Origin of the sequence: Methylomonas koyamae (assembly GCF_001644025.1) — a bacterium.
GTDB classification, from domain to species: Bacteria; Pseudomonadota; Gammaproteobacteria; order Methylococcales; family Methylomonadaceae; genus Methylomonas; species Methylomonas koyamae_A.
Genome location: NZ_LUUK01000216.1, coordinates 1 through 25680, shown reverse-complemented (window position 1 = coordinate 25680; position 25680 = coordinate 1). Strand labels below are relative to the sequence as shown.

The window sequence follows — 25680 nt, the reverse complement described above, 5'->3', positions numbered from 1 at the left end:
GCCAGCGACAGTCTTAGTATAGTGCGCCCTGCTCCAGAGCGGTAAAATCAGTTATTCCGGAAACTAAACTCGGCCGGGTCCGCTGGCAATCCCCGAACCGGTCTCGCAGCAAGCCAGCCCAAAGACTCCGGCTGAACTGGCTCCTTATTCCGGCTCAACGCACGGTCAGCGCATAAATCGATTCCTGGATTCGGTTGACGCCTCGCTCGCGAAATCGAGGTTCATCGTCCAATATGTCCGCCACGGCCTTTTCAGTCACATCGCACCAACTCCCGTATAGCGTAGCGACTTCCCCAGCCGGCACCGCGAAAGGCGGCCCGGCCATTTCAGCCTGATCGTAGTCGAAGGTCACCAGCAGCGTCCGGCAGCCCGCCGGCAGGAGTTCGCGCATTTTTGCGGCATACGCTGATCGCATCGCTGGCGGCAGGGCGACTAAGGCGGCTCTGTCGTAAACGCCGGCTACATTGGCGAGTTCGGCGGCGGTCAGCGCGAAAAAATCGCCGCAATAGATGGTCAATCCGTCGGCCGCGAACACGGCCAGCTCGCCCTGCCGGCTAACTGAAACCGATAAATCGTTTTCGGCAAAAAACGCCTCGACCGCGACTCGGCTCAATTCCACCGCCACGATCCGGTAGCCTTGTCGGCGCAGCCATAACAAATCCAAACTCTTTCCACACAATGGAACAAACACCGTACTGGCTTCGGGCACTTGCAAATCGTCCCAATAGGCCGCCAAGCCAGGGTGGTAATCGGGATTGTGAAAACCGATTTGATTTTGCGCCCAACGTTCCAACCAAAATTCCGCCTGCATGAAAGCTCCTGTATATCGACCGAACCAGCAACGACGGCTAGGATCGGTTTAAGCGTTTGAACAACCAAAATCCGGCGAACATCGCCGAGACGAAAGCATAGTTTCCGGCGTCCCCAGCGGTCAAACCGACCAGGGCCGGTCCTGGACAAAACCCGGACAATCCCCAACCGATACCGAAAATGGCTGAACCGATCAATAATTTGCGATCTATTTGGTTCGACTCCCGAGTCCCGACCGATAGTTCCAACTCGTGATCGGCAACGCTGTTATCGCGATGCATCCAGTAGCGCGCGCCCCCCAGGGTCGCCAAAGCGCCGATCATGACCAACGCCAAGCTCGGATCCCAAGCGCCCGCGACGTCCAGAAACGCCAACACTTTGGCCGGATTGGTCATTTGCGCGACGATCAAGCCAAAACCGAACAACAAACCGTATCCAAATAAGTACACCCTATCTTTCATAACGATTGTCCGGCCGCGAGGATATGTCTAACCACGTAAACGGTCGCGCCCGCGCAAAGCATGAAAGTGGCGGTCGCCGCCAGCGAACGCGGTGCCAAGCGGGCGATACCGCATACCCCGTGGCCGCTGGTGCAGCCGCTGCCCAGACGGGTACCGTAACCGACCAACAAGCCGGCCACCGCCAGCCACGCCGGAGAATGATCGAGCGTCATCGCAATCTCGCCGCCGCCCAAGCGATACAGCGGCGCGCTGATCAACAAACCGCCCAGAAACCAAGCGCGCCAGCCGGCATCGCGTTGCCATAATCCAGCGGCAATTCCGGAAATTCCGGCGGTATGTTTGTGGGTGTATAGCAGCAACGCCGCCGACAGCCCGATTAGCGCGCCGCCGGCTAGTGAAGATAAAATCGTCGAAAGGTTCATGTGTTAAATCCGGAAAAAACCCGTGTATTAAATCAGAAACACGTTGGCCCCGCGACTTCGCGCAAAAACCCCTTTGTTCGCCGAGGTTGGCGACAAAGTATCGTGCCGTCAAACCGAGCCGTGCGCCAAGTACTTAGCCGAAATTGCGCTCAATTTCAACGGGATTAGCCAGGAAATCGCCCGGCTGGCCGGCCCTCCAGCAATTCGCTGATGAAGTAGCGTAGATAGGCCGGCAGATAGAGCTGCTTCAGATAAGCGAGTTTAGTGACCGAACGCGGAATCAAGTGAGCCAGATTCAGCGCCACCAGATCGCTGTCTTCCTCGGGCTGATAGGAAATATCGGCGATGATGCCGACACCCAAACCGAGCCGAACATAGGTTTTAATCACATCGGAGTCGGCGGCCGCCAACGTAATGTCCAGCGGCTTGCCGGCGGTTTTGAAAGCCTTTTCGATATTGGAACGGCCGGTAAAACCGTGGGTATAGGTCAATATCGGAAACGCCGCCAGACGTCCCAAGGTGATATCCCCCTGCGCCAGCGGATGATGCCGCGGCACCACCGCAATATGCTGCCAGTCGTAGCAAGGCTGCACCACCAGTTTTTCGTCTTCCACCAGTTTTTCGGTGCAAATGACGATGTCGGCCTTGTGCTGGAACAACTGCTCAATCAGTTGCTCGGGCGCCGATTGCACCATGTAAATCGTGATGCCGGGATATTTGCCGCGAAAACGCTGCACCGGCCCCGGCAGCAGATATTTAGCCTGAGTGTGGGTGGTGGCGATATGTAACGCGCCGTTGCGATTATCGCGAAAGTCGTCGGCCATCACCTGAATGTTTTTCTTGGCCTGGGTGATGCGTTCCACCTGCTCCATGATACGTTCGCCGAACGGCGTCAGCCGTAACAGCTTTTTGCCCTGGCGTTCGTAGATCGGCGAGCCCAATTCCTCTTCCAGCAATTGCAATTGCCGGCTGGCGGCCGACTGCACCACGTGCAGCTTTTCGGCGGCCTTCGATTGGTTGAAATTGGTTTCCCGCAACGCGCGCAGCAATTCCAGTTGATTCAAATTCATAGAGTTCCCTACCTTGCCGAATCGCCACAAACGGCTGAGTTCGGCTACCGCGTTAATTGAACCAATGTGCCTGCCGTATTTGCAGATCGACCCGATCGCCCTTGTTCAACTGAAGTTGCGTGAACAGCTCGTTAGGCATCTCGGCAAACAATCTGGCCCCGGAACCGTTGTCTTGCGGATTCAGCAATTCCACCCGTATCGTCGAGCCCAGGTGCTGCCAATCCTTCAACGTGATTTGCGACGGCGACGCGGCCCCGGCCTTGGCGACGTCGATATGCTGCGGGCGAATATGGGCGATCAAGCCGTCCGGCTCGTCCAAACTGATCCCCGCCCGCGCCAACCAGTGTTGATCTTGCTCCGTCAAATGGATCACGTTGGTCTGGCCGATGAAGCGCGACACAAAGGCATTGGCCGGGTGGTCGTAAATCTCGGCCGGCGCGCCGCTCTGCTCGATCCGGCCCTGGTTCAACACCACCACCCGACTGGCGACTTCCATCGCTTCTTCCTGATCGTGAGTCACGAAAATACTGGTGACGTGCAGTTCCTGGTGCAGATTGCGCAGCCATTGCCGCAAATCCTTACGGACGCTGGCATCCAGCGCGCCGAAGGGTTCGTCCAGCAACAACACGTCGGGTTCGACCGCCAAGGCCCTGGCTAACGCGATCCGTTGGCGCTGGCCGCCGGATAACTGATCCGGAAAGCGCTCGCCCAGCCAATCCAGTTGTACCAGCTCCAGCAGCGCGTGGACCTTCTTGGCGATGTCGGTTTCGCTGGGACGTTGCTTGCGCGGCTTGACCCGCAAACCGAACGCCACGTTGTCGAACACCGTCATGTGCCGGAACAAGGCATAGTGTTGAAACACGAAGCCGATGCCGCGCCGGCTAACATGTTGGTCGGTTTTGTCCTCGCCGCTCAACAAGACTCGACCGCTGTCGGGCGACTCCAGGCCGGCAATGATGCGCAGCAAAGTGGTCTTGCCGCAGCCGGAAGGCCCTAACAGCGCAACCAATTCGCCTTCCGGAATCTCCAGGTCGATGTTGTGCAGCGCGTGAAATGCGCCGAAGGTTTTACTAATGTCGGCTAATAGAATGCTCATATTGGAACTCCAATCAATAAGGTGCTCGGGAACTGGCTTAAGCTTGGCCGAGAGTGTTTTAGGCTCGGGCTTGCTTCCATTCCAGGAAACTCTTCAATACCAGCGTGATAATCGCCAGGCCGGCCAGGATTGACGCGCTGGCAAAGGCGCCGACCGCGTCGTAATCGTTGTAGCTGACCTCGACGTGCAACGGCAGCGTGTTGGTCACGCCGCGAATATGGCCGGACACCACCGATACCGCCCCGAATTCGCCCATCGCCCGGGCATTGCACAGCAATACGCCGTATAACAAGGCCCATTTGATATTGGGCAGGGTCACTTTGAAGAACGTTTGCCAGCCGGTCGCGCCCAACGACAACGCGGCCTCCTCTTCCTCGCTGCCCATTTCCTGCATCAGCGGAATCAATTCGCGAGCCACGAACGGAAAGGTAATAAATATCGTCGCCAGCGCGATGCCGGGTACCGCGAAAATGATTTTGATCTGTTGTGCCGACAACCAATCGCCTAACCAACCTTGCGCGCCGAATAGCAATACGAAGATCAGACCGGAAATCACCGGCGATACCGAAAACGGCAGATCGATCAGCGTGGTCAGCAAGCTTTTGCCGGGAAACTCGAAACGGGTGATGGTCCAGGCGGCGGCGACGCCGAATATTGTGTTCAGCGGCACCGTGATTGCCGCGACCAGCAAGGTCAATTTCAACGCCGCGACCGCATCCGGTTGACCCAAGGCTTGCCAATACGCGTCCCAGCCTTTCGCGAACGCCTGCAGCAGCACCAGAATCAACGGGGCGCACAGAAACAACGCGATGAATCCGACCGCAACCGCGACCAAGCTCCAACGCAGCCAGCTTGGATCTTGTAAGGCTTTCCGCTGGGCTTGACCGGCACCGTCGCCGACGACATGTACAGTGGCATGCATGGTTAACTCCTAAATCTGCCCGGAGCGCCGCCGCACCCAGAGCTGCAATAAATTCACTAAAAGCAATAATAAGAACGACACCACCAGCATCGTCAGCGCGATCGCGGTCGCCGCGCCGTATTGAAATTGTTCGAGTTTGGTGACGATCAGCAGCGGCACGATTTCCGAGACGTAAGGCAGATTGCCGGCAATGAAAATCACCGAGCCGTACTCGCCGATGCCGCGCGCGAACGCCAGCGACACGCCGGTTAGCAGCGCCGGAAACATGTTCGGAAATATCACCTTGCCGAACACCTGCAGGCGCGAGGCCCCCAAGCTGGCCGCTGCTTCTTCCATATTGGTATCGAATTCCTGCAACACCGGCTCGACGGTACGAACCACGAACGGAATGCCGATAAAGATCAACGCCACCACGATACCCAACGGCTTGTAAGCAACCTGCAGGCCCAGATTGGCGCTCAACCACTTGCCCAACCAGCCGCTGGGTTGATAAATCGTCGCCAGCACCACGCCAGCCACGGCAGTCGGCAACGCAAACGGCAGATCGATCAACGCATCCAGCAAGCGCTTACCCGGAAACGGATAACGCACCAACACCCAAGCGATCACGCCGCCAAAGCCGCCGGCCACCAAGGCCGCCAACAACGCAGTGCTGAAACTGACTTGAAACGAAGCCAACACGCGTTTATGCGTGATGATGTCCAGGTATTCCTGCCATCCCAATTGCAAACTCTTGAATACCAGCGTACTCAGCGGAATCAAAACCACCAGCGCCAAGTAAATCAGCGTGTAGGTTAGCGCCGGCCTAAAGCCCGGTATGATCTTGCTTTGCGTCATCGCGCCTCTCCGCTCCGTTATTGCGTAAAACGATATAGTCGGAGCCAATGGTAAAGAATTGCGAATAACAGATGAAATGATATAAATAGAAAACTAAATCTGTATTTTAGATAATCACTCGTCGCGAAACCTGGCTGGATTGCCGAAACTCTCGAACTCTAAGTCGAGTTCGAATCGCAAAACTGCTTGTACCCTCTGAGTGTCGTTGTCGCGGGCGATCAAGTACCCGTCAAGCGATGAGCATCAAAAGCCATTAGGTATTGCGGACTGCCATCCCCGAGGCAAACCAATCTAGTCGGTTCCGGTAAAATTCCACTTGCGCGCCGGCTGTGGTCGAATCAGAATCCCGGCTAGGCAAACCGTCCCCGGCACCCTCCGAACGGGGCTTTTCAGGAGCACCAATGGCAAACTATCCCGACTTGACGAAATTCCTGGCCGCGGCAAGCGGTGGACCAGGGGTCTTCGACGATAAAGTGATTCCGTACTTGATCAAGGTCTGGCTGGACGATTACGGTCGAATCGGCATCGCATTCGACGTCGTCGAAACCGAAGTCGACGGCTTTAACTATTTGTTCGATATCGCCGCCGAGCGCCTATTGGCGGCCTTCGGCGTCAGCCGGGGCCGCCACGGCGAGCCCAGGGATCGCTCGCGGATGGCCGGCCACCCGCTCAGCGCCGGTCCGCTCTATCATCGCGGCCACGCAATCCCGCACACCTTGGGCGGTCCCACCGACATCAATCTGGTCCCGCAGTTGGGGGCAATCAACGTCGGCCCGTTTCGCGAATTGGAGAAACGCGCGGTCGCCACACCCGGCTCGCTGTACTTTACTTACTGGATTTATCGAACGCCGCGCGACCAAAAGCCGATCGCGGTCGACCAAGGCCTGCTGATACCGGGTAGACCGCCGGAGATACATCACTACCGCAACTAAGCCTGCGCTGTTGCCGGTTAACGTTTTTTATCCACCCCGAAAAGGAGCATGCCATGACTCGATCCATACTGGTATCAATGATTGCCGCCGCGTTTTACGGCGCGGCGGCTCACGCGACCGTCGTCAGCAATTTCGAAACCGATAGCGAAGGCTGGGAAGTCGTCAGCTTTACCGACTTCAGTCGAAACGACTACACCGAGAAAGGCCGTTACGCCGTCAACCACATCCTGGGAGGCGGCCATCCCGGCAATTACATTGCCGCGACCGATCCCGACAACGGCGATTTTACGTTTTCGGCGCCGGCGGCGTTTCTGGGCAACCAGACCGCCGCTCAAGCACTTTCCTACGATTTAACCTACCGGGACGGCGCGGTCAACTGGCAAACCACCGATCTGATGCTGGTCGGCGGAGGCCAACGCCTGCTGTGGCGCCGCGATCCCGCGATTGTCCCGAACAGCGGCTGGACGCGGGTTAGCGTCAATTTCGCACCGTCCTCCGAATGGCGAGTAGCGACTACCGACGGCGCATTCGCCACGATCGGCGACTTCAGCACCGTGTTGTCCAATTTGAGCGGCTTGTACATCCACGCCGAATACACCGACGGGATCGTCGAAACCGCCGGCCTCGATAACGTGCGCCTGGGCGCCGTTCCGTTGCCGGGAGCGGCGGCCTTATTCGGCTTCGGCCTGTTGGGGCTAAACATCCTCTCATCTCGCCGCCGCGCGGCCGCTTGAGACAACAGGGCAGACGCCATTTCCGGCCGCGACTTGCAACATCGAGCGCGGCCGGTTTAGGCTCCCAATTCGGATAACCACTGTCGGAATCGACGTTCGCCGCATCGTTAGCCGAACCACCGCCTTTACGCCATTTTTACGCCCCTGCCGCTAGAATCCTCGCATCCACGCCGCGCCGCCCGCGCCGGCGCCCCACACACTTGCGAGAGGCCGCGAAAACAGCATGTCACAATGTCGGATTCAACTCCCCCCAATCCGATTGGCGCTTGGCGGAACCGGACTAGCGACGTCCCTGCCGTTGGCCTTGCTGTTTTGGCCAGTTTCTGGTCATGCCGAGTCGGTGACGGCGCCGATACCGATGAATTTGACCGGGCATTGGGCCGGCTACGCCAGCTTGGTATTGATGCTCGCCGCCTACATCGCCGCGATGTTCGAAGAAACCACCCAATTGCGCAAATCCAAGCCGATGTTGCTGGCAGCGACACTCATTTGGTTTCTGATCGTACTGGCCTACCGACAACTCGGCCAAGCACCGGTCGCGGTTGCCGCCTTCAAGAGCAATTTGCAAAGCTACATCGAACTGCTGCTGTTCATCATGGTATCGATGACCTACCTGAACGCGATGGAGGATATGGGGCTATTCAAGGCGCTGAAAATTTGGCTGGTTGACAAGCAACTTAGCTACCGGCAGTTGTTCTGGATCACCGGCGGGCTGGTGTTCTTGGTGTCTTGCGTCGTCAACGGTCTGACCGCCGGATTGCTGATGGGCGCGGTGGTCGTCGCGGTCGGCAAGGACAACCCGCGCTTCGTCAACCTAGCCTGTCTGAATGTGGTGATCGCAACCAATGCCGGCGGCTCTTTCAGCCCGTTGGGCGGAATTTCGACGCTATTCGTCTGGCAGCACGGCATGCTGGGTTTCACCGAATTCTTCAAACTGTTCCTGCCTTGTCTGGTCAACTTCTTAGTGCCGGCGCTGGCGATGCACTTCGCGGTACCCGCCGCCAAGCCGGCCGTGGCATCCGAGATATTGATGATGCCGCGCGGCGCCAAACGGATTCTGTTTTTGTTCGGCGTGACGATCGCATTGGCGGTGGGTTTCGATATGAGTCTGAAATTGCCGGCTGCGGCGGGCATGATGGCCGGACTGTCGCTGCTGCAATTCTTTTACTTCTACCTGCAAAAGTCGGACAACCCCGCCAAACCGATCCCATCGGATTTCTCGCTGTTCTTCGGCGGCGGCGATCTGCAACAATCCGAATTCGAAGCCCGCCGTCTGGATATATTCGACAAAGTCGGCCGCCTGGAATGGGATACCCTGTTGTTTTTTTACGGGGCGATGATGGGCATCGGCGGCTTGGGATTTATCGGCTACTTGGATGCCGTGTCGCAGGTACTGTATGGGCAATTCAGCCCGACGCTGGCCAATGTCATGATCGGACTTTGCTCGGCCTTCGTCGATAATGGCACCTTGATGTTCGCGGTACTGACGATGCATCCGGATATCCCGCAAGGCCAATGGTTGCTGTTGACCTTGACGCTGGGCGTCGGCGGCAGTTTGTTGGCGATAGGCTCGGCGCCGGGCATCGGTTTGTTGGGCCAAGCCAAAGGCCAATACACCTTCGCCAGTCACATGAAATGGTGTCCGGTGATTTTACTGGCTTACTTCGCCAGCATCGGCGTACATTTCTGGATCAACGCCGCTACCTTTTAGGGCCGAACTCCGTAGGCTTATTAAACCCAACCCGGCAGGTACCGCAAGCTATCGATGAATCGCAACCCGCTCGCCGCCCCACATCAATCCCGCCAACGCCTGACCGGCTACGCTTGGGGCGTCGCCGCGCCCTTGCTGTGTACCGCGTTGGCCTGGCCGCTACGTCATCTGCTCGGCGAGGCCAGCATTCTGATGACCTATCTGCTGGGCGTGTTTCTGGTCGCCAGTCGCTATGGCCGCAACGCCTCTTTGCTCGCATCGCTGATCAGCGCGCCAATGTTTGCATTTTATTTCGCACGGCCGATTTTTTCGTTCGCGATTTCCGATCTGGAAAACGCGGTCGGCTTGGCGGTCATGGTCGTGGTCGCCAACCTCACCAGTAAATTGCAGAATCAAGCCCGAAAGCAGACCGAACTGGCCCGGCAACGGGAAGCCCGCAGCGACGCCTTGTATCGACTCAGCCGGGATTTGGCCGGCGTCGAGAACGGCGAACGGGTGACCGAACTCGCCGAGCGCCATATCCTCCAAGTCTTCGGCACGGTTTGCAGGCTGGTGGCGGCCGCCGATCTGGACCAACTCCCACCTCGCCTCGCGGACGAACTCGACCCGGCGGCCGCGACGCTGGCCTTTCGGGACAATCGGACGGTCACCACCGCCGCGGCCCGCTATTTTCCGTTATGCGGCTCGGAATCGCGGCAAGGCGTCCTAATACTGAAGCGGGCCGATTCGGATAGTCGCGAAGCGGACACCTTTCTTGAGACGTTTTGCAATCTGATCGCGCTGAATCTGGAACGCCTGCAATTCGCCGGCCAAGCGCGGGAAGCCCGCTTGCAAGCCGAAGCCGAAGGCCTGCGCAATGCCTTGCTCAGTTCGATCTCTCACGACTTGCGTACCCCGCTGACGCGTATTGTCGGCGCGGTCGGCGCGCTGATCGACCATCGCGACCGTCTGAGCGTCGCCGACCGCGACGACTGCCAGAAAACGATACTCGACGAAGCCCGGCGCATGTCGGATTTGACCGGCAAGTTGTTGGACATGGCCCGGCTGAATTGCGGCGAATGGGTCCTGCACCGGGAATGGAATGCGATCGAGGAACTGGTCGGCAGTGCGCTGCATCGGCTCGACAGCGGTTTGCAAGGGCGTCCGGTACGCACCCGGATTCCCGACGACTTGCCGCTGATGCGAATCGACGCCGTACTGATGGAGCAAGTGTTAGTCAACCTGATCGAAAATGCGATCAAACACACGCCGCCCGGTACGCCGGTCGATTTATCCGCCGAACGCGCCGAAGGCGGCATCCGCTTGTGTGTCGCGGACTATGGCCCCGGCATTCCCGGCGGCCTGGAGAACAAGATTTTCGAGAAATTTTTCCGGGGCGCCCACGAAACCCAGCACACTGGAGTCGGTCTTGGACTGGCCCTGTGCCGCACCATCGTCGAGGCCCACGGCGGGCGGATTCGGGCCGAAAATCAGCCAGGTAAGGGCGCGGTGTTCGTCATCGATTTGCCGCAACCCGAACAAGCACTCCCGACCGCGCTCGAGGAACTAGTATGAACGAGTCGGCCCCACGCATTCTGTTGATTGAAGACGACGCCCAAACTCGTAGATTTCTGAAGACCAGTCTGCAAAATCGCGGCTGGCGCATCGCCGAGGCCGATTGTGGCAAGACCGGGCTGACGTTGGCCGGCCAAGCCGATCTGGTGATACTCGATCTGGGACTGCCGGATATGGACGGCATCGCCGTAACCCGCCGCTTGCGCCAACTGTCGGACCAGCCCATCCTGATCCTGTCGGCTCGTAGCCAGGAACACAATAAAATCGCCGCGTTGGACGCCGGCGCCGATGATTATTTGACCAAACCGTTCGGTAGCGGCGAATTGCATGCCCGCCTGCAAGCCTTGCTGCGAAGGATCGCGCGCGGCTCGGCGACTCAAGAGCTTTTCGAGACGGGGGAACTGCAAGTGGATATGGCGCGGCGCCGGGTCTGTATGCGCGGCAGCGAGGTTAGGGTGACGCCGATAGAATTCCGCTTGCTAAGCTTGTTGATCCGCCACGCCGATCTGGTGGTCACCCATCGCCAATTGTTGCAGGAAGTCTGGGGCGGCGAGCATGTCCATGACCAGCATTATTTGAGAATCTACATGGGGCAATTACGCCGTAAACTGGAAGTCAATCCGGCCCGACCGCGCTATTTACTGACCGAAGTCGGCGTCGGCTATCGCCTGGTTTGCGAAGAAGCGGCCGGCGAACAGGAGTAGGCTCGATGGAATCCGACCGCGTAGACAAGCTGTGTCGCCGACGATTCGACAGGACGGAATTGGAGCCAGCTAGTAGCCCAGTCTGCGATTTTTTACGTCATTTTTATGCGCGATTCATTATAGTGGCCGGCGTTTTGCCTTTAGCAGGCGCACCCCAATTTCCGCCCGCCCCAGCCTTTTGCCCGGATACTTCATGTCAGCAAACCCCAACCCGTCGCAACTGAAAACCTTGACACTCAGCGCCATCGGCGTGGTTTTCGGCGATATCGGCACCAGCCCGCTGTACGCGGTCAAGGAAGTGTTCCATGCCGGTCTATCGACCGATACCGCGCATGTGCATGGCGCGCTGTCATTGATCTTTTGGTCGCTGGCGCTAGTGGTCACCACCAAATACGCGATTTTCATCATGCGCGCAGACAACGACGGCGAAGGCGGCATCATGGCCCTGCTGGCACTGGCGCTGAAGACCGCTAAACAGGATCCGCGCAAGGCCAGCTTCATCATCACCACCGGCTTGATCGGCGCGGTGTTGTTTTACGGCGACAGCATCATTACCCCGGCGATTTCGGTGCTCAGCGCGGTCGAGGGCCTGCAGATCGTCGCGCCCAAACTGGAGCATTACGTACTGCCGATTACCCTAGCGGTGCTGACGGCGCTGTTTTTGGTGCAAGCCAAGGGTACCGAACACGTCGGCCGGCTATTCGCTCCGGTCATGTGCGTCTGGTTTGTCAGCTTGGCCGCCTTGGGTATCGTCAACATCGCCAGCCATCCGCAAATCCTCGGTGCGATTAATCCCTACCACGGCGTAGCGCTGCTCAGCGAGCTTGGTTGGCGGGGTTTCGTCGTAATGGGATCGGTCGTGCTGGTCATCACCGGCGCCGAAGCCTTGTATGCCGATATGGGGCATTTCGGCTTAAAACCGATTCGGTTCGCCTGGTTTGGTTTCGTCTTTCCGGCATTGTTACTGAACTACTTCGGACAAGGCGCGCTACTACTGGAAAATCCCGCCGCCGTGGAAAATCCGTTTTATCTGATGGCGCCGAATTGGGCGCTGTACCCGCTGCTGTTGCTATCGACGCTGGCGACTGTCATCGCTTCGCAGGCCGTGATTTCCGGCGCGTTTTCGCTGACCCGCCAAGCGATACAACTGGGCTACACGCCGCGAATGCGGATTTTGCACACCTCCGGCGACGAGATGGGTCAAATCTATATCCCGGCGGTCAACTGGTTGCTGATGGCGGCGGTATTCGTGCTGGTACTGGAATTTCGCTCCTCCTCGGCGCTGGCCTCGGCCTACGGCCTGGCGGTGACCGGCACGATGATTACCACGACGATACTGGCCTTCATCGTCATCAAAGAGTTGTGGCGTTGGAACGAAGCCACCAGCATCGGTTTCCTGTCGCTGTTTTTAAGTTTCGACGTGTTGTTCTTTCTAGCCAACAGCATCAAGATTCCGGAAGGCGGCTGGTTGCCGCTGACAGTCGGCGCGGCGCTGTTCGTCATCATCGTCACCTGGATCCAAGGCCGACAGTTACTGGCCCGGCACATGGACGAAAAACGGGTGATGTTCGAGGAATTGGAAAACCGACTGCAAACCCGCAAACTGAAAACCGTACCCGGCACCGCGATCTATCTGGCAAAAACCCTGCACGGCGTACCGCTGGTCCTGCTGCACAATCTGGAACACAACCACATCTTGCACGAGCAAATGATCGTTCTGACCATCGTCACCAAGGACGTTCCTTACGTAGACGAGGCTCAACGCATCAAAATCCGACTATTCGGGGAAAACAACAGTTTCTACCGGGTCAAAATGTATTTCGGTTTCCAAGAGGAACAAGATGTGCGCCGGGCCTTGCAACTCTGCGCCCGCGAGGGTTTGATCATTGATCAGAAACATGCGTCGTTCTTCATCGCCAGCGAAAAACTCTCGTTCCGCCGCCGCTGTCCGATGCCCAACTGGCAACGCCCGCTGTTCCGCTTTTTATTCCATAACGCCTCCAGCGCGATCGAATATTTCAAGATTCCGGTCGATCGCGTCATCGAACTGGGGATACGAATCGAGTTGTAAACTCGCGGCGACAACGGCGGCCGCGGGCGAGGCGATCGGACCATTTTTTCGGCGACTCGTCGCATGACGAGCGAAATTCTGAAAGACGCCGCCGCCAAGTTCTTATTCGGTTCGCCGCCGTGGGTTTCGAATTTCCGGCCATACTTTCGCGAACCATTTAATTCTAGGACCTTACAACCATGACCGGCCAAAAACCTATCGCCATCTTCGCCGAGGACGTGCCGCCTCGAGTCCGTCGCTCGCTCTATCCGGAACCCTTCGCATCGCTAATGGCCGGCCGGGAAAAACGGCCCTTGGGCGATGCGTTCGGCCTGGTCAATTTCGGCGTCAATCTGACCCGTTTGGCGCCCGGCGCCCGCTCGGCCTTGCGGCATTCCCACGCCGAACAGGACGAATTCGTTTACATCTTGTCGGGCGAAGCAAGCTTGGTCACCGATCAAGGCGAGACCCGGCTATGCGCCGGCATGTGTGCCGGCTTCCCGGCCGGCGACGGCGACGCCCATCATTTACTCAACCGCACCGATGCCGACGTGGTTTACCTGGAAATCGGCGACCGCGCCCCCGGAGATACGGTTATATATCCCGACGACGACCTGCAGGCGCGGTTGGACGCAGCCGGCCAATGGCAGTTTTTACACAAGGACGGCCGCCCGTATTGAGTCTCCGCCGCTCAACTTAACGGAGCTTGTATTTCTCGATCCGGTAGCGAATTTTTTCGCGGGTGGTTTTCAGGATACGGGCGGCTTCCATGACGTTGCCGTGGCAAAGGTCCAGCATGTTGCGGACGATTTCGCTCTCCATATCCTCCAAACCCATGCTGCCGTCGGTCGGAAACTGCAGTTCCAGGCGCGCGACGAGGCCATCGGCGGCAGAGACATCCGAAACGCAAGCCGGACGCACCGATTCTTGCGCAATCGCCGCGACACCGTTATCCTCGTTCGGCAACCATTGTTCCGGCAACTGCTGGGACGACGATAAAATCACGCTACGCTCCAACACATTTCTCAGCTCCCGCACGTTGCCCGGCCATCGATAACGCTTCAACAATTGCCAGGCGCGCGGCGATACTTGGCTGACCCGCTTGCCGGCCAGTAAATTGAATTCAGCGATCAAGGCCGGCACCAAATCGTCCAAGTCGCCAATGCGCTCGCACAAGCTGGGCAAGCGCAGTTCGAACACACTCAACCGGTAATACAGGTCGGAACGAAACCCGCCGTTTTTGACTTCATCCTGTAAATTCCGGTTGGTGGCGGCGATAACGCGGATGTCCACGTCGATTTCCTTCTCCCCGCCCAGGCGGCGCAACTTGCGATCCTCCAGCACTTTCAGTAATTTGGCCTGCAGATCCAAGGGCATTTCGCCGATTTCATCCAGAAACAAAGTGCCGCGATGCGCTTGTTCGATCAGCCCGCGATGGCGGGCCTTGGCGCCGGTAAAGGCGCCGGCTTCGTGGCCGAACAATTCCGACTCGAGCAGATCCTTCGGCAAGGCCGCGCAGTTGAGTTCGACCAGCGGCTCCTTGGCCCGCTCGCTGTTGTAATGCAGAATCCTGGCCGCCAAGCCCTTGCCGGTGCCGGTCTCGCCAGTCAGAATCAGCGCACTGTAGGGCACTTGGCTAAGCTGGCGCAGCATGTCGCCGGTCTGGCGGGTGACCGGGCTGTTGCCGAGAAAAGTTTCCGGCGCGTAGCGTTTGCCGGCGTTGACCGAGTCGGTCAGAATCCGCCGCTGGGCCTTGGCACTACGCAACGCGCTACGCACCACCATGTCCAGTTGCTCCTGCAGACAGGGCTTTATCAAAAAATCGAAAGCGCCCAGACGCAAGGCCCGCACCGAATCCGGCACGTCGCCGTAACCGGTCAGAAACACCCATTCGCTGTCAGACAAATTGCCGCGGGTTTCTTCCAACAAATCCAGGCCGCTGCCGTCCGGCAGACTGAGGTCGGACAAGATTAGCGACGGCCGCAAATCCGGATTGCTGAGTATCTCCCTGGCCTGAGCGCAGTCGGCCGCCAGCAGGGTCTCGAACCCCATACGGGCGTAATAGCGCTGCAGCTCGCTACCTAACAAGGCTTCGTCTTCGATGATCAGGATACTGTCGTTCATAAGTTGGCGAAAGGCGGTGGTGGGCGAGTGAAACCGTCACCCATTGCGGCGGCCGAAACGCGACTGTTGGTTCTTAGTCGTGGCGGCAAGCGGATATCAACTTTTTATGCAAGATCGACGCCTATGCTCAACGGAACGTCCAGTTAGCCGTCCGGTCGCCGCACCAAGGTCTTAGCCCATCAAGGTTTGGGGAAAATCACCGTTTAATTTGGTTGAAAATCACCAACGCAACCACGGGTGGCATGATAGCCGGTATCGGATTTTGCCGTCGGCAACACTTAGGCCGACTCGAATACCGCGCCAAACCCACGACTCCGGGCAAATCGCCAGTGTTCCGCGCTCGCGGAATACGTCGCGAGGCAACGCCATCCGTCCGAAACAAAAACGGGCACGAAGTTTTCATGGAAAATAACCATCAATACCGTACCGACGAAACCAGCCCGTCGAACTCCTATTTTATGGCGACGGCGACGTCGTCAACCACATCTTAGCCCGAGGAAAATCGCATGCCCAGATCCCCCAACCGCCATCTGTTATTCGCAACCCTGCTACTTGGGCTATTACTTGCCAGCTTGATCTATGCGTTTCATCCAGAAGTTGGCGGATTCAACCTGACCATCAACGGCCAACCCGTGGCGTCGCCCTTGTTTCGCCTGGCGGCAATCCCCACCCTGTTGGCGGTGTTCGCGCTATTCGGGATACTGGCCGTATTGGCACTAGTTGGCGTCGGGATGATGCTGTTTTTCGCCGCCCTCGGATTTGCCCTTCTCGGTGTTTTCCTGATCGTTCCGTATTCGTGGCCACTATTGCTGTTATTCGGCTTGTTGTTCGTGGGATTGGTGTCTAGCGGCAATCCCAAAGACAAGGATTAACCGGAGCTGGGCGAACAAGGTCGAGGTTTGAAAAGTAAGGCGGGACTTGTTGGAGCGGATTGCCTAGCGGCGCACAATTTCGGTCGGGAGCAACAGTCTTAGCTGACTTAAGCTTAGCTCACGCCGCACCGACCGTTCATGACTAGAAAATGATGTTGCGCAAACGTTAGCTTTTGGTTGCCTTCGCAAATGCAACATCGACTCGCGCGTTGGCGGCCTGGCCGACACCTCTTCCCCGGCGATGCCGGGGAATTGCTTATGCGAAGAGATTAAAGCACCGATTACTCGTCTTGCTCTCCAAGCAAAGGCGGCTCGCTGGCGTCGCCATCCACACTGACTTCAAAGGCGGCCGGTTTGATACTCTGTAACGGATCGACGCTGGCATTCACCGAAAACGGCATAGCGGAAATCAATATCGCTGCCGTGCATTGGGCTATTTCGTGTACGTAATTTTTCATCATTCATTCCTCAAGTTCACCTGAAAACGAGCCGTTTGACAGATAACAGTCGGGCTCCAAACCCTTACAGCGATATCCATGCCAGCAATTCCTTCCACCGAAGTGGAGAGCGTCGGTGATCGGGCCTACTCGTTGAAAACAAAGGAAATCCAGCTCGCTGTTTTGGCTAAACGTTAACGCTGCCGCGTGAATTACGAGCCTGAAATAAAGCGACATTCTCGGCTCACCGCTCATATCGAATTTTAAAGTGGGGAATATTCCCCACGTTGTGGATTTGCACCGGGGAATATTCCCCAATTCACCTCTCGCCCGCATAACCCACTGATATTAAGCCAAAAAAAACTGGCACTTTGCTTGCTTTACCGTGACTAATGCAATTCGCGCATTTTTGCGCGAAGTTCGCCGAATCATTCATAAGCGGTCGCAATTTAGGGAAAACTGGGAACCAAAATATTAACTCAATCGTTACACCCAATACCAAGCTATTCGCTATTGGATTTAATGCAACTCACCATAAAACCGAAGTCAACAGCGATTGCGGAGCTTCGCATAGAGAAAACTGATGATTATTAAAACACGTGCTTATCTTAGCTTAATTATAATTCTATTATCCGGCTGCCAAACAACCGAAACGGAAACTCACGAAGCGCCTCCCAAACTGGAAGCCACCACACCCTTATGGGAAGACACCGAGGTAACCAAGGAATATGTCTGCCAGATTCACGCGTTTCGGCATATTGAAGTGCGTGCTCTGGAACGGGGGTATTTGCAGAATATTTTCGTCGACGAAGGCCAGTTAGTCCATCGAGGTCAGCCGATGTTCAAAATCATGCCTAACATCTATCAAGCCGAATTACTAAAGTCTCAGGCCGAAGCGAATACGATGAATATCGAATACCTAAACACCAAGGGTTTAGCGGATCAAAAAATTGTGTCGCCAAACGAACTAGCATTGGCCAAGGCCAAGCTGGACAAGGCTAACGCAGAGGTCAAACTCGCCGAAACTCATTTAGGCTTCACCAGTATCAATGCGCCGTTTGAAGGCATCATGGACCATTTGAATGTCAGGACTGGCAGTTTGGTGGAGGAAGGCGCCTTATTAACCACGCTATCGGACATTAGTAAATTGTGGGTGTATTTCAACGTACCTGAAAGCGAATATCTTGATTTCAAATCTCAAAAAGCCGATGAGGCAATAACCAAAGTTAAATTAAGAATGGCTAACGGTAGAGTTTATAATACAGATGGCACCATAGAAACTATTGAGGCAGATTTCGATAATACTGCCGGCAATATCGAATTCCGCGCCACATTCGCCAACCCCGATAAATTGCTCCGTCATGGCGAAACCGGCACGATACTGATGAAAAAACCGTACAAACACGCCCTATTGATTCCGCAAAAAGCCACCTTCGAAATTCTCGATAAAACCTATGTCTATGTTGTGAAAGACGACGGAAAACTAGAACAAAGACTCGTAAAAATCGGAGCCGAACTGCCCTATTTATTCATTATCAAAGAGGGCTTGAAAGACGGCGATAAAATCCTACTGGAAGGCTTAAGAAAAGTCCACGCGGGCGATAAAGTAGACATCGATTTAATGCCGCCTGAAAAGGTTCGCGCTGAATTAAAACTCTATACCGAATAATCCTTTGAGCAGAGATTAACTATGTTCAGTATCTTTATTAAAAGACCGGTCATGGCGATCGTGTTGTCGCTTAGTTTCCTGTTCATGGGATTCTTGGCAATCCGCACCCTGCCCGTTTCGCAATTTCCGGATATCGCCCCCCCGCGAGTGACGATATCCCTATCCTTCCCCGGCTCCAGTGCCGACGTATTGGTTAAATCCTCGTTGATTACCATCGAACGGGCGATCAACGGCGTGCCGGGCATGAAATACATCGTCTCCGACGCCACCAGCGCCGGCGAAGCCACGATTCAAGTGTTGTTCGAGCTGGGCGTGGACCCGAATATCGCGATGGTCAACGTCAAAACCCGAGTCGATCAGGTGATGAGCCGTTTGCCGAATCTGGTACGGCTGGAAGGCGTGGTGGTCAACTTCGTCCAGCCCAGCATGCTGATGTACGTCAACCTGTACAGCAAGGATAAGAATGCCGACCAGAAATTCCTGTTCAACTACGCCTACGTCAACGTGATACCGGAAATCCAGCGTATCTACGGTATCGCCCAAGCGCAGATTTTGGGCGCCCGCCAATACGCGATGCGCATTTGGTTAAATCCGGACCGGATGCGCGCCTATAGCGTTTCGACCGAAGAAGTGATGGATGCGATCTCCAAGCAAAGCATCATCGGCCGTCCCGGCCGGATCGGCCAGAGCACCGGGATGGCGGCGCAATCCAAGGAATACGTGTTGATTTACCAAGGCTGGTACAACACGCCGGAACAGTACGCGGACATTATCATTCGCGCCAATTCGGAAGGCGAAATCTTGCGCTTGAAGGACATCGCCAAAGTCGATTTAGACAGCGAGTTTTACAACATTTATTCGGACAAGGATTCCTTCCCCTCGGCGTCGATTGTGTTGAAGCAAAACTACGGCACCAATGCCACCAAAGTCATCGAAGACGTCAAGGCCAAACTGGAGGAACTGAAAAAGTCCTTCCCGGAAGGCATGGATTACGAGATCAACTACGACGTGTCGCGCTTCGTCGAAGCCTCGATTCACAAGGTCTTGCACACCTTGGGCGAAGCCTTCGTGTTGGTGACTTTGGTGGTATTCCTGTTCCTCGGCGACTGGCGTTCAACCTTAATTCCGATTCTGGCGGTGCCGGTATCGCTGATCGGCTCGTTCGCGGTGATGTCGGCCTTCGGCTTATCGATCAACTTGATCACGCTATTCGCGTTGGTGTTGGCGATTGGCGTCGTCGTTGACGATGCCATCGTCGTGGTCGAGGCGGTACACGCCAAAATGGAAGCCGAACACTTAAGCCCCTATGCCGCGTCTCGGCAGGTCTTGGGCGAAATCGGCGGAGCCATCGTCGCCATCACCTTGGTGATGGTCTCGGTATTCGTACCGATCGCCTTCATGAACGGCCCGGTCGGCGTGTTTTACCGGCAGTTTTCGATCGCGATGGCCTCATCCATCATCATCTCCGCCGTCGTCGCCTTGTCGTTGGCGCCGGTGTTGTGCGCAATGATCTTGAAAAACACCCACGGCCAACCCAAGCGCCGGACGCCGATTACGCTGTTCATCGACGGCTTCAACTATCTGTTCGAAAAAGTTACCGGCCGCTACGTCAAGTTGCTGGACGTCGTGGTTACCCGCCGCATCGTCACTGTGGTGGTGTTGGCTGCATTCTCCTTCGGCATCTTCACTGTGGATAAAACCTTGCCGGCCGGCTTCATCCCCGGCGAAGACCAAGGCATGATCTACGCGATCATTCAAACTCCGCCCGGCTCGACTATCGAAGTCACCAACAAAGTGGCACGACAACTGGAAGAAGTCGCCGAAAAAATCGACGGCGTGCAGTCGGTATCGTCGTTGGCCGGCTACGAGGTTTTGACCGAGGGCCGCGGTTCCAACGCCGGCACCTGCATCATCAATCTAAAGGATTGGAACCAGCGCAAGGTGTCGGTGGAGGACGTAATTCGCCAGCTAGAGGAAAAAACCCACGACTTCGGCGCGGTGATCGAGTTCTTCCAACCACCCGCTGTACCGGGCTACGGCGCGGCATCGGGTTTGGCCTTCCGCTTGTTGGATAAGACCACCGGCACCGATTACTTCAAGTTCGACAAACTCAATCAGGAGTTCATGGCCGCGTTGCGCAAGCGCCCGGAATTAACCGGCTTGTTCACCTTTTATGCCGCCAACTACCCGCAGTACGAGTTGAAAATCGACAACAAATTGGCGATGCAAAAAGGCGTGAATATCGATAAGGCCATGGAAAATCTGGACATCATGATCGGCAGTACCTACGAACAAGGCTTCATCCGCTTCAACAACTTTTTCAAAGTCTATGTGCAAGCCTTGCCGGAGTTTCGCCGCTTCCCGACCGACGTCTTGAACTATTACGTCAAAAACGATGCCGGCGAAATGGTGCCCTACTCGGCCTTTATGACCGTTCAGCCGCAGCAAGGCCCGAACGAGCTGACCCGCTACAACCTCTACAACTCGGCGGCGATCCGCGCCGAACCGGCGCCCGGCTATACCTCTGGCGACGCGATCAAAGCCATCAAGGAAGTGGCCAAGGCCACGTTGCCCCAAGGCTTCGATGTGGCCTGGGAGGGATTGTCCTTCGACGAAGCGGCGCGCGGCAACGAGGCGCTGGTGATTTTCGTCGTGGTCCTGGTGTTTGTGTATTTGGTGTTGGCGGCCCAATACGAGAGCTTCGTGTTGCCGCTGGTCGTGATCTGCTCGTTGCCGGCGGGGATCTTCGGCTCGTTCTTACTGCTGAAGACCATGGGCTTGGCCAACGACGTGTACTCCCAAGTCGGTTTGGTGATGTTGGTCGGCTTGCTCGGTAAGAACGCGGTATTGATCGTCGAATACGCGGTGCAACGCCAGGAACAAGGCTTATCGGTCCGCGAAGCGGCGATAGAAGGTGCTAAGGCCCGGTTTCGGCCGATTCTGATGACCTCGTTTGCCTTCATCGCCGGCCTGGTACCGTTGGCCTTCGCCACCGGCGCCGGCGCGGTCGGCAACCGTACTATCGGCACCTCGGCGTTGGGCGGCATGCTGTTCGGCACCGTGTTCGGCGTGGTGCTGATCCCAGGCTTGTATTACATCTTCGCCAAACTGATCGAAGGCAAACGCATGATCAAAGACGAAGACGTCAATCCGTTCACCGAAACCTATCATTACGGTACCCAAGATGCTGACGAATAAAACCCATATTTTACTAGTAACGGCTTTGGCGATGGCTGTGTTGCAAGCCTGCGGCATTCCGGACATGACCAAGAAAACCGCGGATACGCAGTTGCCCGAGCAATTCAAACCCGGCGTAAACGAGCAGACGAGTGCCGCGAGCGTGAAATGGCAGGACTTCTTCGACGATCCGCAACTGCGCAGCTTGATCGATACCGCCGTTGCCAATAACAAGGAAATCAACATCATGGCGCAACGGATCAGCATCGCCGAGAACGAAATCCAGGCGCGCAAAGGGGAATATATGCCCTTCGTCAAACTCGGCGCCTCGGCGGGCGGCGAGAAGACTGCGCAATACACCCGCAACGGTGCGGTCGAGGACAATCTGAATATCGCCAAGGGCCAACCGTTTCCCGCGTTTCTTGGCGATTACCAATTCGGCCTGTTCTCGACTTGGGAAATCGACATCTGGAAAAAGCTCCGGAACGCGACCCAAGTGGCAGTCTACGATTACATGGCATCCGGCGAAGGCCGAAATTTCTTGGTAACCAACTTGGTCGCCGAGGTGGCGCATGCCTATTACGAATTGATAGCCTTGGACAACCAGCTGGAAAACTTACGGCAAAACATCGCGATTCAGCAAAACGGCTTGCAAGTGGTCAGACAATTGCAAACCTTCGCCAGAACCACGACACTGGCCGTCAAGCGTTACGAAGCCGAAGTCGCAAAAAACCAGGCCCGCCAATACGAGATCGAGCAGCAGATTACCGTGGTCGAGAATCGGATCAATACGCTGCTGGGAAGAACGCCGCAACCGATAGCCCGCGCGTCGAGCGGCTTTATGGATATTAAACCCAAAGCCTTGAGTGTCGGCCTGCCATCCGAGTTATTGCAAAACCGGCCCGACATTCGCAAGGCCGAGTTGGAATTAAAAGCCGCCGACTTGAACATCGACGTCGCCAGGGCCAATTTCTATCCGTCGTTCGGCATCAAGGCCGGCATCGGCTTTCAGGCGTTTGCGTTGAAATACCTAATCAATACGCCGGAATCGTTGGCGGCGATGGTGGCCGGCGAACTGGTCGCCCCGCTGGTCAACAAAAACGCGATCACCGCCGAATACAAAAGCGCCAACGCCAAGCAAGTGCAGGCGGCCTACGAATACGAACAAAGCATCATTACTGCTTACGCCGAAGTGGCCAATCAAATATCCAATATCGACAACCTGGACAAAAACTACCAGTTAAAACGCCAGCAAGTGGACTCGTTGGTCAAATCGATTGAAGTCGCCAACCAGTTATTTATCTCGGCAAGAGCGGATTATTTGGAGGTTTTATTGACCCAGCGCGACGCACTGGAAGCCAAGAAGGAACTGATCGAAACCAAACAAAAACAAATCAGCGCGATGGTGGATTTGTATAAGGCTTTGGGTGGCGGCTGGCAAAGTTAGAATTTCAGAATATTGGCCTTTACTCGGTGTTCTTTAATATCGAAACGGTATCAAGCGGGTTCAGTGCCGGCGAGCGAGTTCAAAACGAGCCGTCAGCCCGACACTGAGATCAGACGAGGTCCCAGTGACGAATCCGCCGTACCCATTGATTTTCAGTTGTGCATCAGCATGGAATGCACTCCGCGCCTACCGCCCGTGAGCCATCGGCTGCAGAAACCCCTGCCGATCCGGCCGGTGATAAACCGACGTTGCAGGCCAATATCCAAAGCGGGGCAGTGTGCAATTGAAAAAAGTCGTCAAATTCTATTGCCGACGCGGAAACGACAGCTGATCGGAACTGTTCGCGAAGCAACGTCTAGCCTGTAAGTTACCCGCCTATAATAGATGCCGTTGCCCTCGACAGCCCTTGAATTGCTTGGTGCTGACGAGGGCTCGCTAAGGCGTTTCAAGCCTCGAACGGATGTTCCAGTACGATGGTTTCGTTGCGGTCGGGACCTGTGGAAAGGATAGTCACTTTTACGCCGACCAGCTCTTCGATGCGCGCGATATACGCTTTGGCGTTCGCCGGCAGTTGCCCGTATTCGGTAATGCCGGCGGTACTGCCGCTCCAACCCGGCATTTCTTCGACCACAGCTTCGCAAGCCGCATATTGATCGGCACCGAGCGGCGCGGTGTCCGTGACGACGCCGTCGATTTTGTACGCGGTACAGATGCCGATTTTGTCCAGGCCGTCCAGCACGTCCAATTTGGTCAAACAGATGCCGGTCAGACTGTTCAATTGCGCGGATTTACGCATCGACACCGCGTCGAACCAACCGCAACGGCGCTTGCGGCCGGTGGTCGCGCCGAACTCGTGGCCCTTGACACCCAAGTGATCGCCATATTCGTCCAATAATTCGGTCGGAAACGGGCCGTTGCCGACTCGGGTAGAGTAGGCCTTGGTGATCCCCAACACATAATCCAGCGCCAACGGACCGACGCCGCTGCCGGTGGCGGCGCCGCCTGCCGTGGTGTTGGAGGACGTGACGTACGGATAGGTGCCGTGGTCGATGTCCAACAATGCGCCCTGCGCGCCTTCGAACAATACGTTGTGGCCTTGGGCCTGGTGGGCGTAGAGTGCCTCGCCGACATCGGTCAGCATCGGCTTGATCACTTCACCCAGACTTAGGGTATCCGCCAACAACGTGGCGTAATCGACCGGCTCGGCACCGTAATACTGAACCAGCATGAAATTATGGAAATCCACCAGTTCCTTCAGACGCGCGGCGAATTCATCGCTATTGCGCAGATCGCCGACCCGTAGACCGCGCCGCGCCACCTTATCTTCATAAGCCGGACCGATACCGCGACCGGTGGTGCCGATGGCTTTATCGCCCCTGGCCTTTTCGCGAGCTTGGTCGATTGCCACATGGATAGGCAAAATCAATGCGCAGGCCTCGCTGATTTGCAGCCGGTTCTTCACCGGGATGCCGGACTTTTCCAGAATTTCGATTTCCTTTAGCAAGGCTTCCATGCTGAGCACGACGCCATTGCCGATCAAACACTGTACTCCTTCGCGAAGCACGCCCGACGGAATCAGATGCAGCACGGTTTTTTCGCCGTTGATCACCAAGGTGTGGCCGGCGTTATGTCCGCCCTGAAACCGAACGACGGCCGCGGCCTGCTCGGTCAACAGATCGACCAGTTTACCCTTACCTTCATCGCCCCACTGCGTACCGATGACAACAACATTTTTTCCCATAACTTTTTCTAACCTTAAGCCAATGATTTAACGACCCAGCACTGAGCCTGTTTTTCTAAAATCGCGTTGCAACCCATGTCTTCGGCCCCGCCCTGCTGCCCCGGCAATTGCTGAATTACCTGAACGCCGGACGCCCGCAAATCGCGAACGGTCTCGCGCAGATCGGCATCCTCGCAATAGGGCGCGAAGACTGTCCGCACCGGCGCATCGGCGCTGACGTCGTAAAACGTCGCCAGTACCTTCAAATCGGCGCTAAAACCGGTCGCCGCCCGCGCCCGGCCGAACACTTGACCGACGTTGTCGTAGCGTCCGCCGCGAGCAATTTCTCGTCCCAACGACGGCACGAATGCGGCGAATACGATGCCGGTATGGTAATGGTAGCCGCGCAGTTCGGCCAAATCGAAACTGAGCGACAAGACTGGATAGTCGCGGCGCAACCGGTCGGCAATCCCGCGCAAATCGGCCAGTGCCGCCGCCAACATGCCGTTGGCGTCGATACCGGCCAGCAATTTCCCGGCTTGATCGAGCACATCCTGACCACCGTTCAGTTTGGGCAGCGCGTTAAAAATAGTTTTAAATCCGTCGCCGACCGGAAAGCGTTCGACCAATTCGCCCAGCTCCGCGCCAGCCTTGCGTTGCAAAACATCGAACAACTCGGCTTCTTGCGCCACATTCAAGCCGGCCAATTCGACCAAGCCCCGGTATATAGACACATGGCCCAAATCCAGATGCAGGTTTTGTATGCCGCTGATCGCCAACATCTCCAACATCAACTGTATGGCTTCGTAGTCGCTCTCGAGTCCGGAGTGGCCGTACAATTCCGCGCCAATTTGCATCGGGCTGCGGCTCTTTTCGAGCGGATCGCCCACCGCATGCAATACGGTACCGGCGTAGCACAGCCGGTTCGGCC

At 56.5% G+C, this 25680-nt stretch carries 22 protein-coding genes; 11 read left to right on the top strand and 11 right to left on the bottom strand.

The genetic code is table 11. The features are described from left to right. Window positions 1-154: 154 nt before the first annotated feature. The 7 genes from A1355_RS21610 to cysT all read right to left on the bottom strand — a co-directional run bounded on the left by A1355_RS21610 (window position 155) and on the right by cysT (window position 5618). The gene (locus A1355_RS21610; RefSeq protein ID WP_064031356.1) at window positions 155-811 is read right to left on the bottom strand and encodes a thiopurine S-methyltransferase; all 657 of its coding nucleotides are present in this window, start codon (window positions 809-811) and stop codon (window positions 155-157) included. A gap of 37 nt (window positions 812-848) precedes the next feature. Then, on the bottom strand, window positions 849-1271 hold the full coding sequence (locus A1355_RS21605; RefSeq protein ID WP_064031355.1) for a DUF6691 family protein: 423 nt from the start codon (window positions 1269-1271) through the stop codon (window positions 849-851). Beyond that, entirely contained in the window at window positions 1268-1693 is a 426-nt protein-coding gene (locus tag A1355_RS21600; protein WP_064031354.1) for a YeeE/YedE family protein, read from the bottom strand. Before A1355_RS21600 ends, A1355_RS21605 begins: the two co-directional genes overlap by 4 nt. A 164-nt stretch (window positions 1694-1857) precedes the next feature. After that, window positions 1858-2763: a LysR substrate-binding domain-containing protein gene (locus A1355_RS21595; protein ID WP_064031353.1), complete on the bottom strand. Its 906-nt coding sequence runs from the start codon at window positions 2761-2763 to the stop codon at window positions 1858-1860. 52 nt (window positions 2764-2815) lie between these two features. Continuing rightward, window positions 2816-3859: a sulfate/molybdate ABC transporter ATP-binding protein gene (locus tag A1355_RS21590; RefSeq protein WP_064031352.1), complete on the bottom strand. Its 1044-nt coding sequence runs from the start codon at window positions 3857-3859 to the stop codon at window positions 2816-2818. 58 nt (window positions 3860-3917) lie between these two features. Continuing rightward, window positions 3918-4781, bottom strand: coding sequence for a sulfate ABC transporter permease subunit CysW (cysW, locus tag A1355_RS21585; RefSeq protein WP_064031351.1), 864 nt, complete (start codon window positions 4779-4781; stop codon window positions 3918-3920). A 9-nt stretch (window positions 4782-4790) separates the two neighbouring features. Continuing rightward, complete coding sequence (gene cysT / locus A1355_RS21580; RefSeq protein WP_064031350.1) at window positions 4791-5618, bottom strand: sulfate ABC transporter permease subunit CysT; 828 nt, start codon at window positions 5616-5618, stop codon at window positions 4791-4793. A 401-nt stretch (window positions 5619-6019) separates the two neighbouring features. On the opposite strand from cysT, the gene A1355_RS21575 reads away from it, so the two are divergent. The 7 genes from A1355_RS21575 to A1355_RS21545 all read left to right on the top strand — a co-directional run bounded on the left by A1355_RS21575 (window position 6020) and on the right by A1355_RS21545 (window position 13983). Then, the gene (locus A1355_RS21575; protein ID WP_064031349.1) at window positions 6020-6550 is read left to right on the top strand and encodes a hypothetical protein; all 531 of its coding nucleotides are present in this window, start codon (window positions 6020-6022) and stop codon (window positions 6548-6550) included. A gap of 53 nt (window positions 6551-6603) precedes the next feature. Next, the gene (locus A1355_RS21570) at window positions 6604-7284 is read left to right on the top strand and encodes a laminin B domain-containing protein (protein WP_082885698.1); all 681 of its coding nucleotides are present in this window, start codon (window positions 6604-6606) and stop codon (window positions 7282-7284) included. Window positions 7285-7507: 223 nt separating this feature from the next. After that, window positions 7508-8995 (top strand): sodium:proton antiporter NhaD, encoded by a 1488-nt coding sequence (nhaD, locus tag A1355_RS21565; protein ID WP_064031347.1) that lies wholly within the window; start codon window positions 7508-7510, stop codon window positions 8993-8995. Between the two features lie 54 nt (window positions 8996-9049). Continuing rightward, entirely contained in the window at window positions 9050-10549 is a 1500-nt protein-coding gene (locus tag A1355_RS21560) for a DUF4118 domain-containing protein (RefSeq protein ID WP_064031346.1), read from the top strand. Continuing rightward, entirely contained in the window at window positions 10546-11253 is a 708-nt protein-coding gene (locus A1355_RS21555) for a response regulator (protein ID WP_064031345.1), read from the top strand. The genes A1355_RS21560 and A1355_RS21555 overlap by 4 nt, the downstream gene beginning before the upstream one ends. Window positions 11254-11446: 193 nt before the next feature. Further along, window positions 11447-13324, top strand: coding sequence for a potassium transporter Kup (locus A1355_RS21550; RefSeq protein WP_064031344.1), 1878 nt, complete (start codon window positions 11447-11449; stop codon window positions 13322-13324). A gap of 179 nt (window positions 13325-13503) precedes the next feature. After that, window positions 13504-13983, top strand: a complete 480-nt coding sequence (locus tag A1355_RS21545) for a cupin domain-containing protein (RefSeq protein ID WP_064031343.1) — start codon at window positions 13504-13506, stop codon at window positions 13981-13983. Between the two features lie 16 nt (window positions 13984-13999). Here A1355_RS21545 and A1355_RS21540 read toward each other — a convergent pair whose 3' ends face one another. Beyond that, window positions 14000-15427 carry a sigma-54-dependent transcriptional regulator gene (locus A1355_RS21540; RefSeq protein WP_064031342.1) on the bottom strand — a complete coding sequence of 476 codons (1428 nt, stop codon included), beginning with the start codon at window positions 15425-15427 and terminating at the stop codon, window positions 14000-14002. 506 nt (window positions 15428-15933) lie between these two features. On the opposite strand from A1355_RS21540, the gene A1355_RS21535 reads away from it, so the two are divergent. Next, window positions 15934-16299 (top strand): hypothetical protein, encoded by a 366-nt coding sequence (locus A1355_RS21535; RefSeq protein WP_064031341.1) that lies wholly within the window; start codon window positions 15934-15936, stop codon window positions 16297-16299. Between the two features lie 281 nt (window positions 16300-16580). Here the strand turns inward: A1355_RS21535 and A1355_RS21530 are convergent, their stop codons facing one another. Next, window positions 16581-16760, bottom strand: a complete 180-nt coding sequence (locus A1355_RS21530) for a hypothetical protein (protein ID WP_064031340.1) — start codon at window positions 16758-16760, stop codon at window positions 16581-16583. A 559-nt stretch (window positions 16761-17319) separates the two neighbouring features. Between A1355_RS21530 and A1355_RS21525 the strand changes: the two genes are divergently transcribed. Genes A1355_RS21525 through A1355_RS21515 form a run of 3 tightly spaced genes read left to right on the top strand, consistent with a single transcriptional unit; the run spans window position 17320 to window position 23029 of the window. Next, window positions 17320-18405 carry an efflux RND transporter periplasmic adaptor subunit gene (locus tag A1355_RS21525; protein ID WP_064031339.1) on the top strand — a complete coding sequence of 362 codons (1086 nt, stop codon included), beginning with the start codon at window positions 17320-17322 and terminating at the stop codon, window positions 18403-18405. A 21-nt stretch (window positions 18406-18426) separates the two neighbouring features. After that, complete coding sequence (locus A1355_RS21520; RefSeq protein WP_064031338.1) at window positions 18427-21603, top strand: efflux RND transporter permease subunit; 3177 nt, start codon at window positions 18427-18429, stop codon at window positions 21601-21603. Next, window positions 21590-23029 carry a TolC family protein gene (locus tag A1355_RS21515; RefSeq protein ID WP_064031337.1) on the top strand — a complete coding sequence of 480 codons (1440 nt, stop codon included), beginning with the start codon at window positions 21590-21592 and terminating at the stop codon, window positions 23027-23029. The genes A1355_RS21520 and A1355_RS21515 overlap by 14 nt, the downstream gene beginning before the upstream one ends. 445 nt (window positions 23030-23474) lie before the next feature. Here A1355_RS21515 and A1355_RS21510 read toward each other — a convergent pair whose 3' ends face one another. Then, on the bottom strand, window positions 23475-24770 hold the full coding sequence (locus A1355_RS21510) for an adenylosuccinate synthase (RefSeq protein WP_064031336.1): 1296 nt from the start codon (window positions 24768-24770) through the stop codon (window positions 23475-23477). 14 nt (window positions 24771-24784) lie between these two features. Continuing rightward, window positions 24785-25680, bottom strand: an 896-nt coding sequence (locus A1355_RS21505; protein WP_064031335.1) for an ATP phosphoribosyltransferase regulatory subunit, incomplete at its 5' end; no start/stop codon positions are given.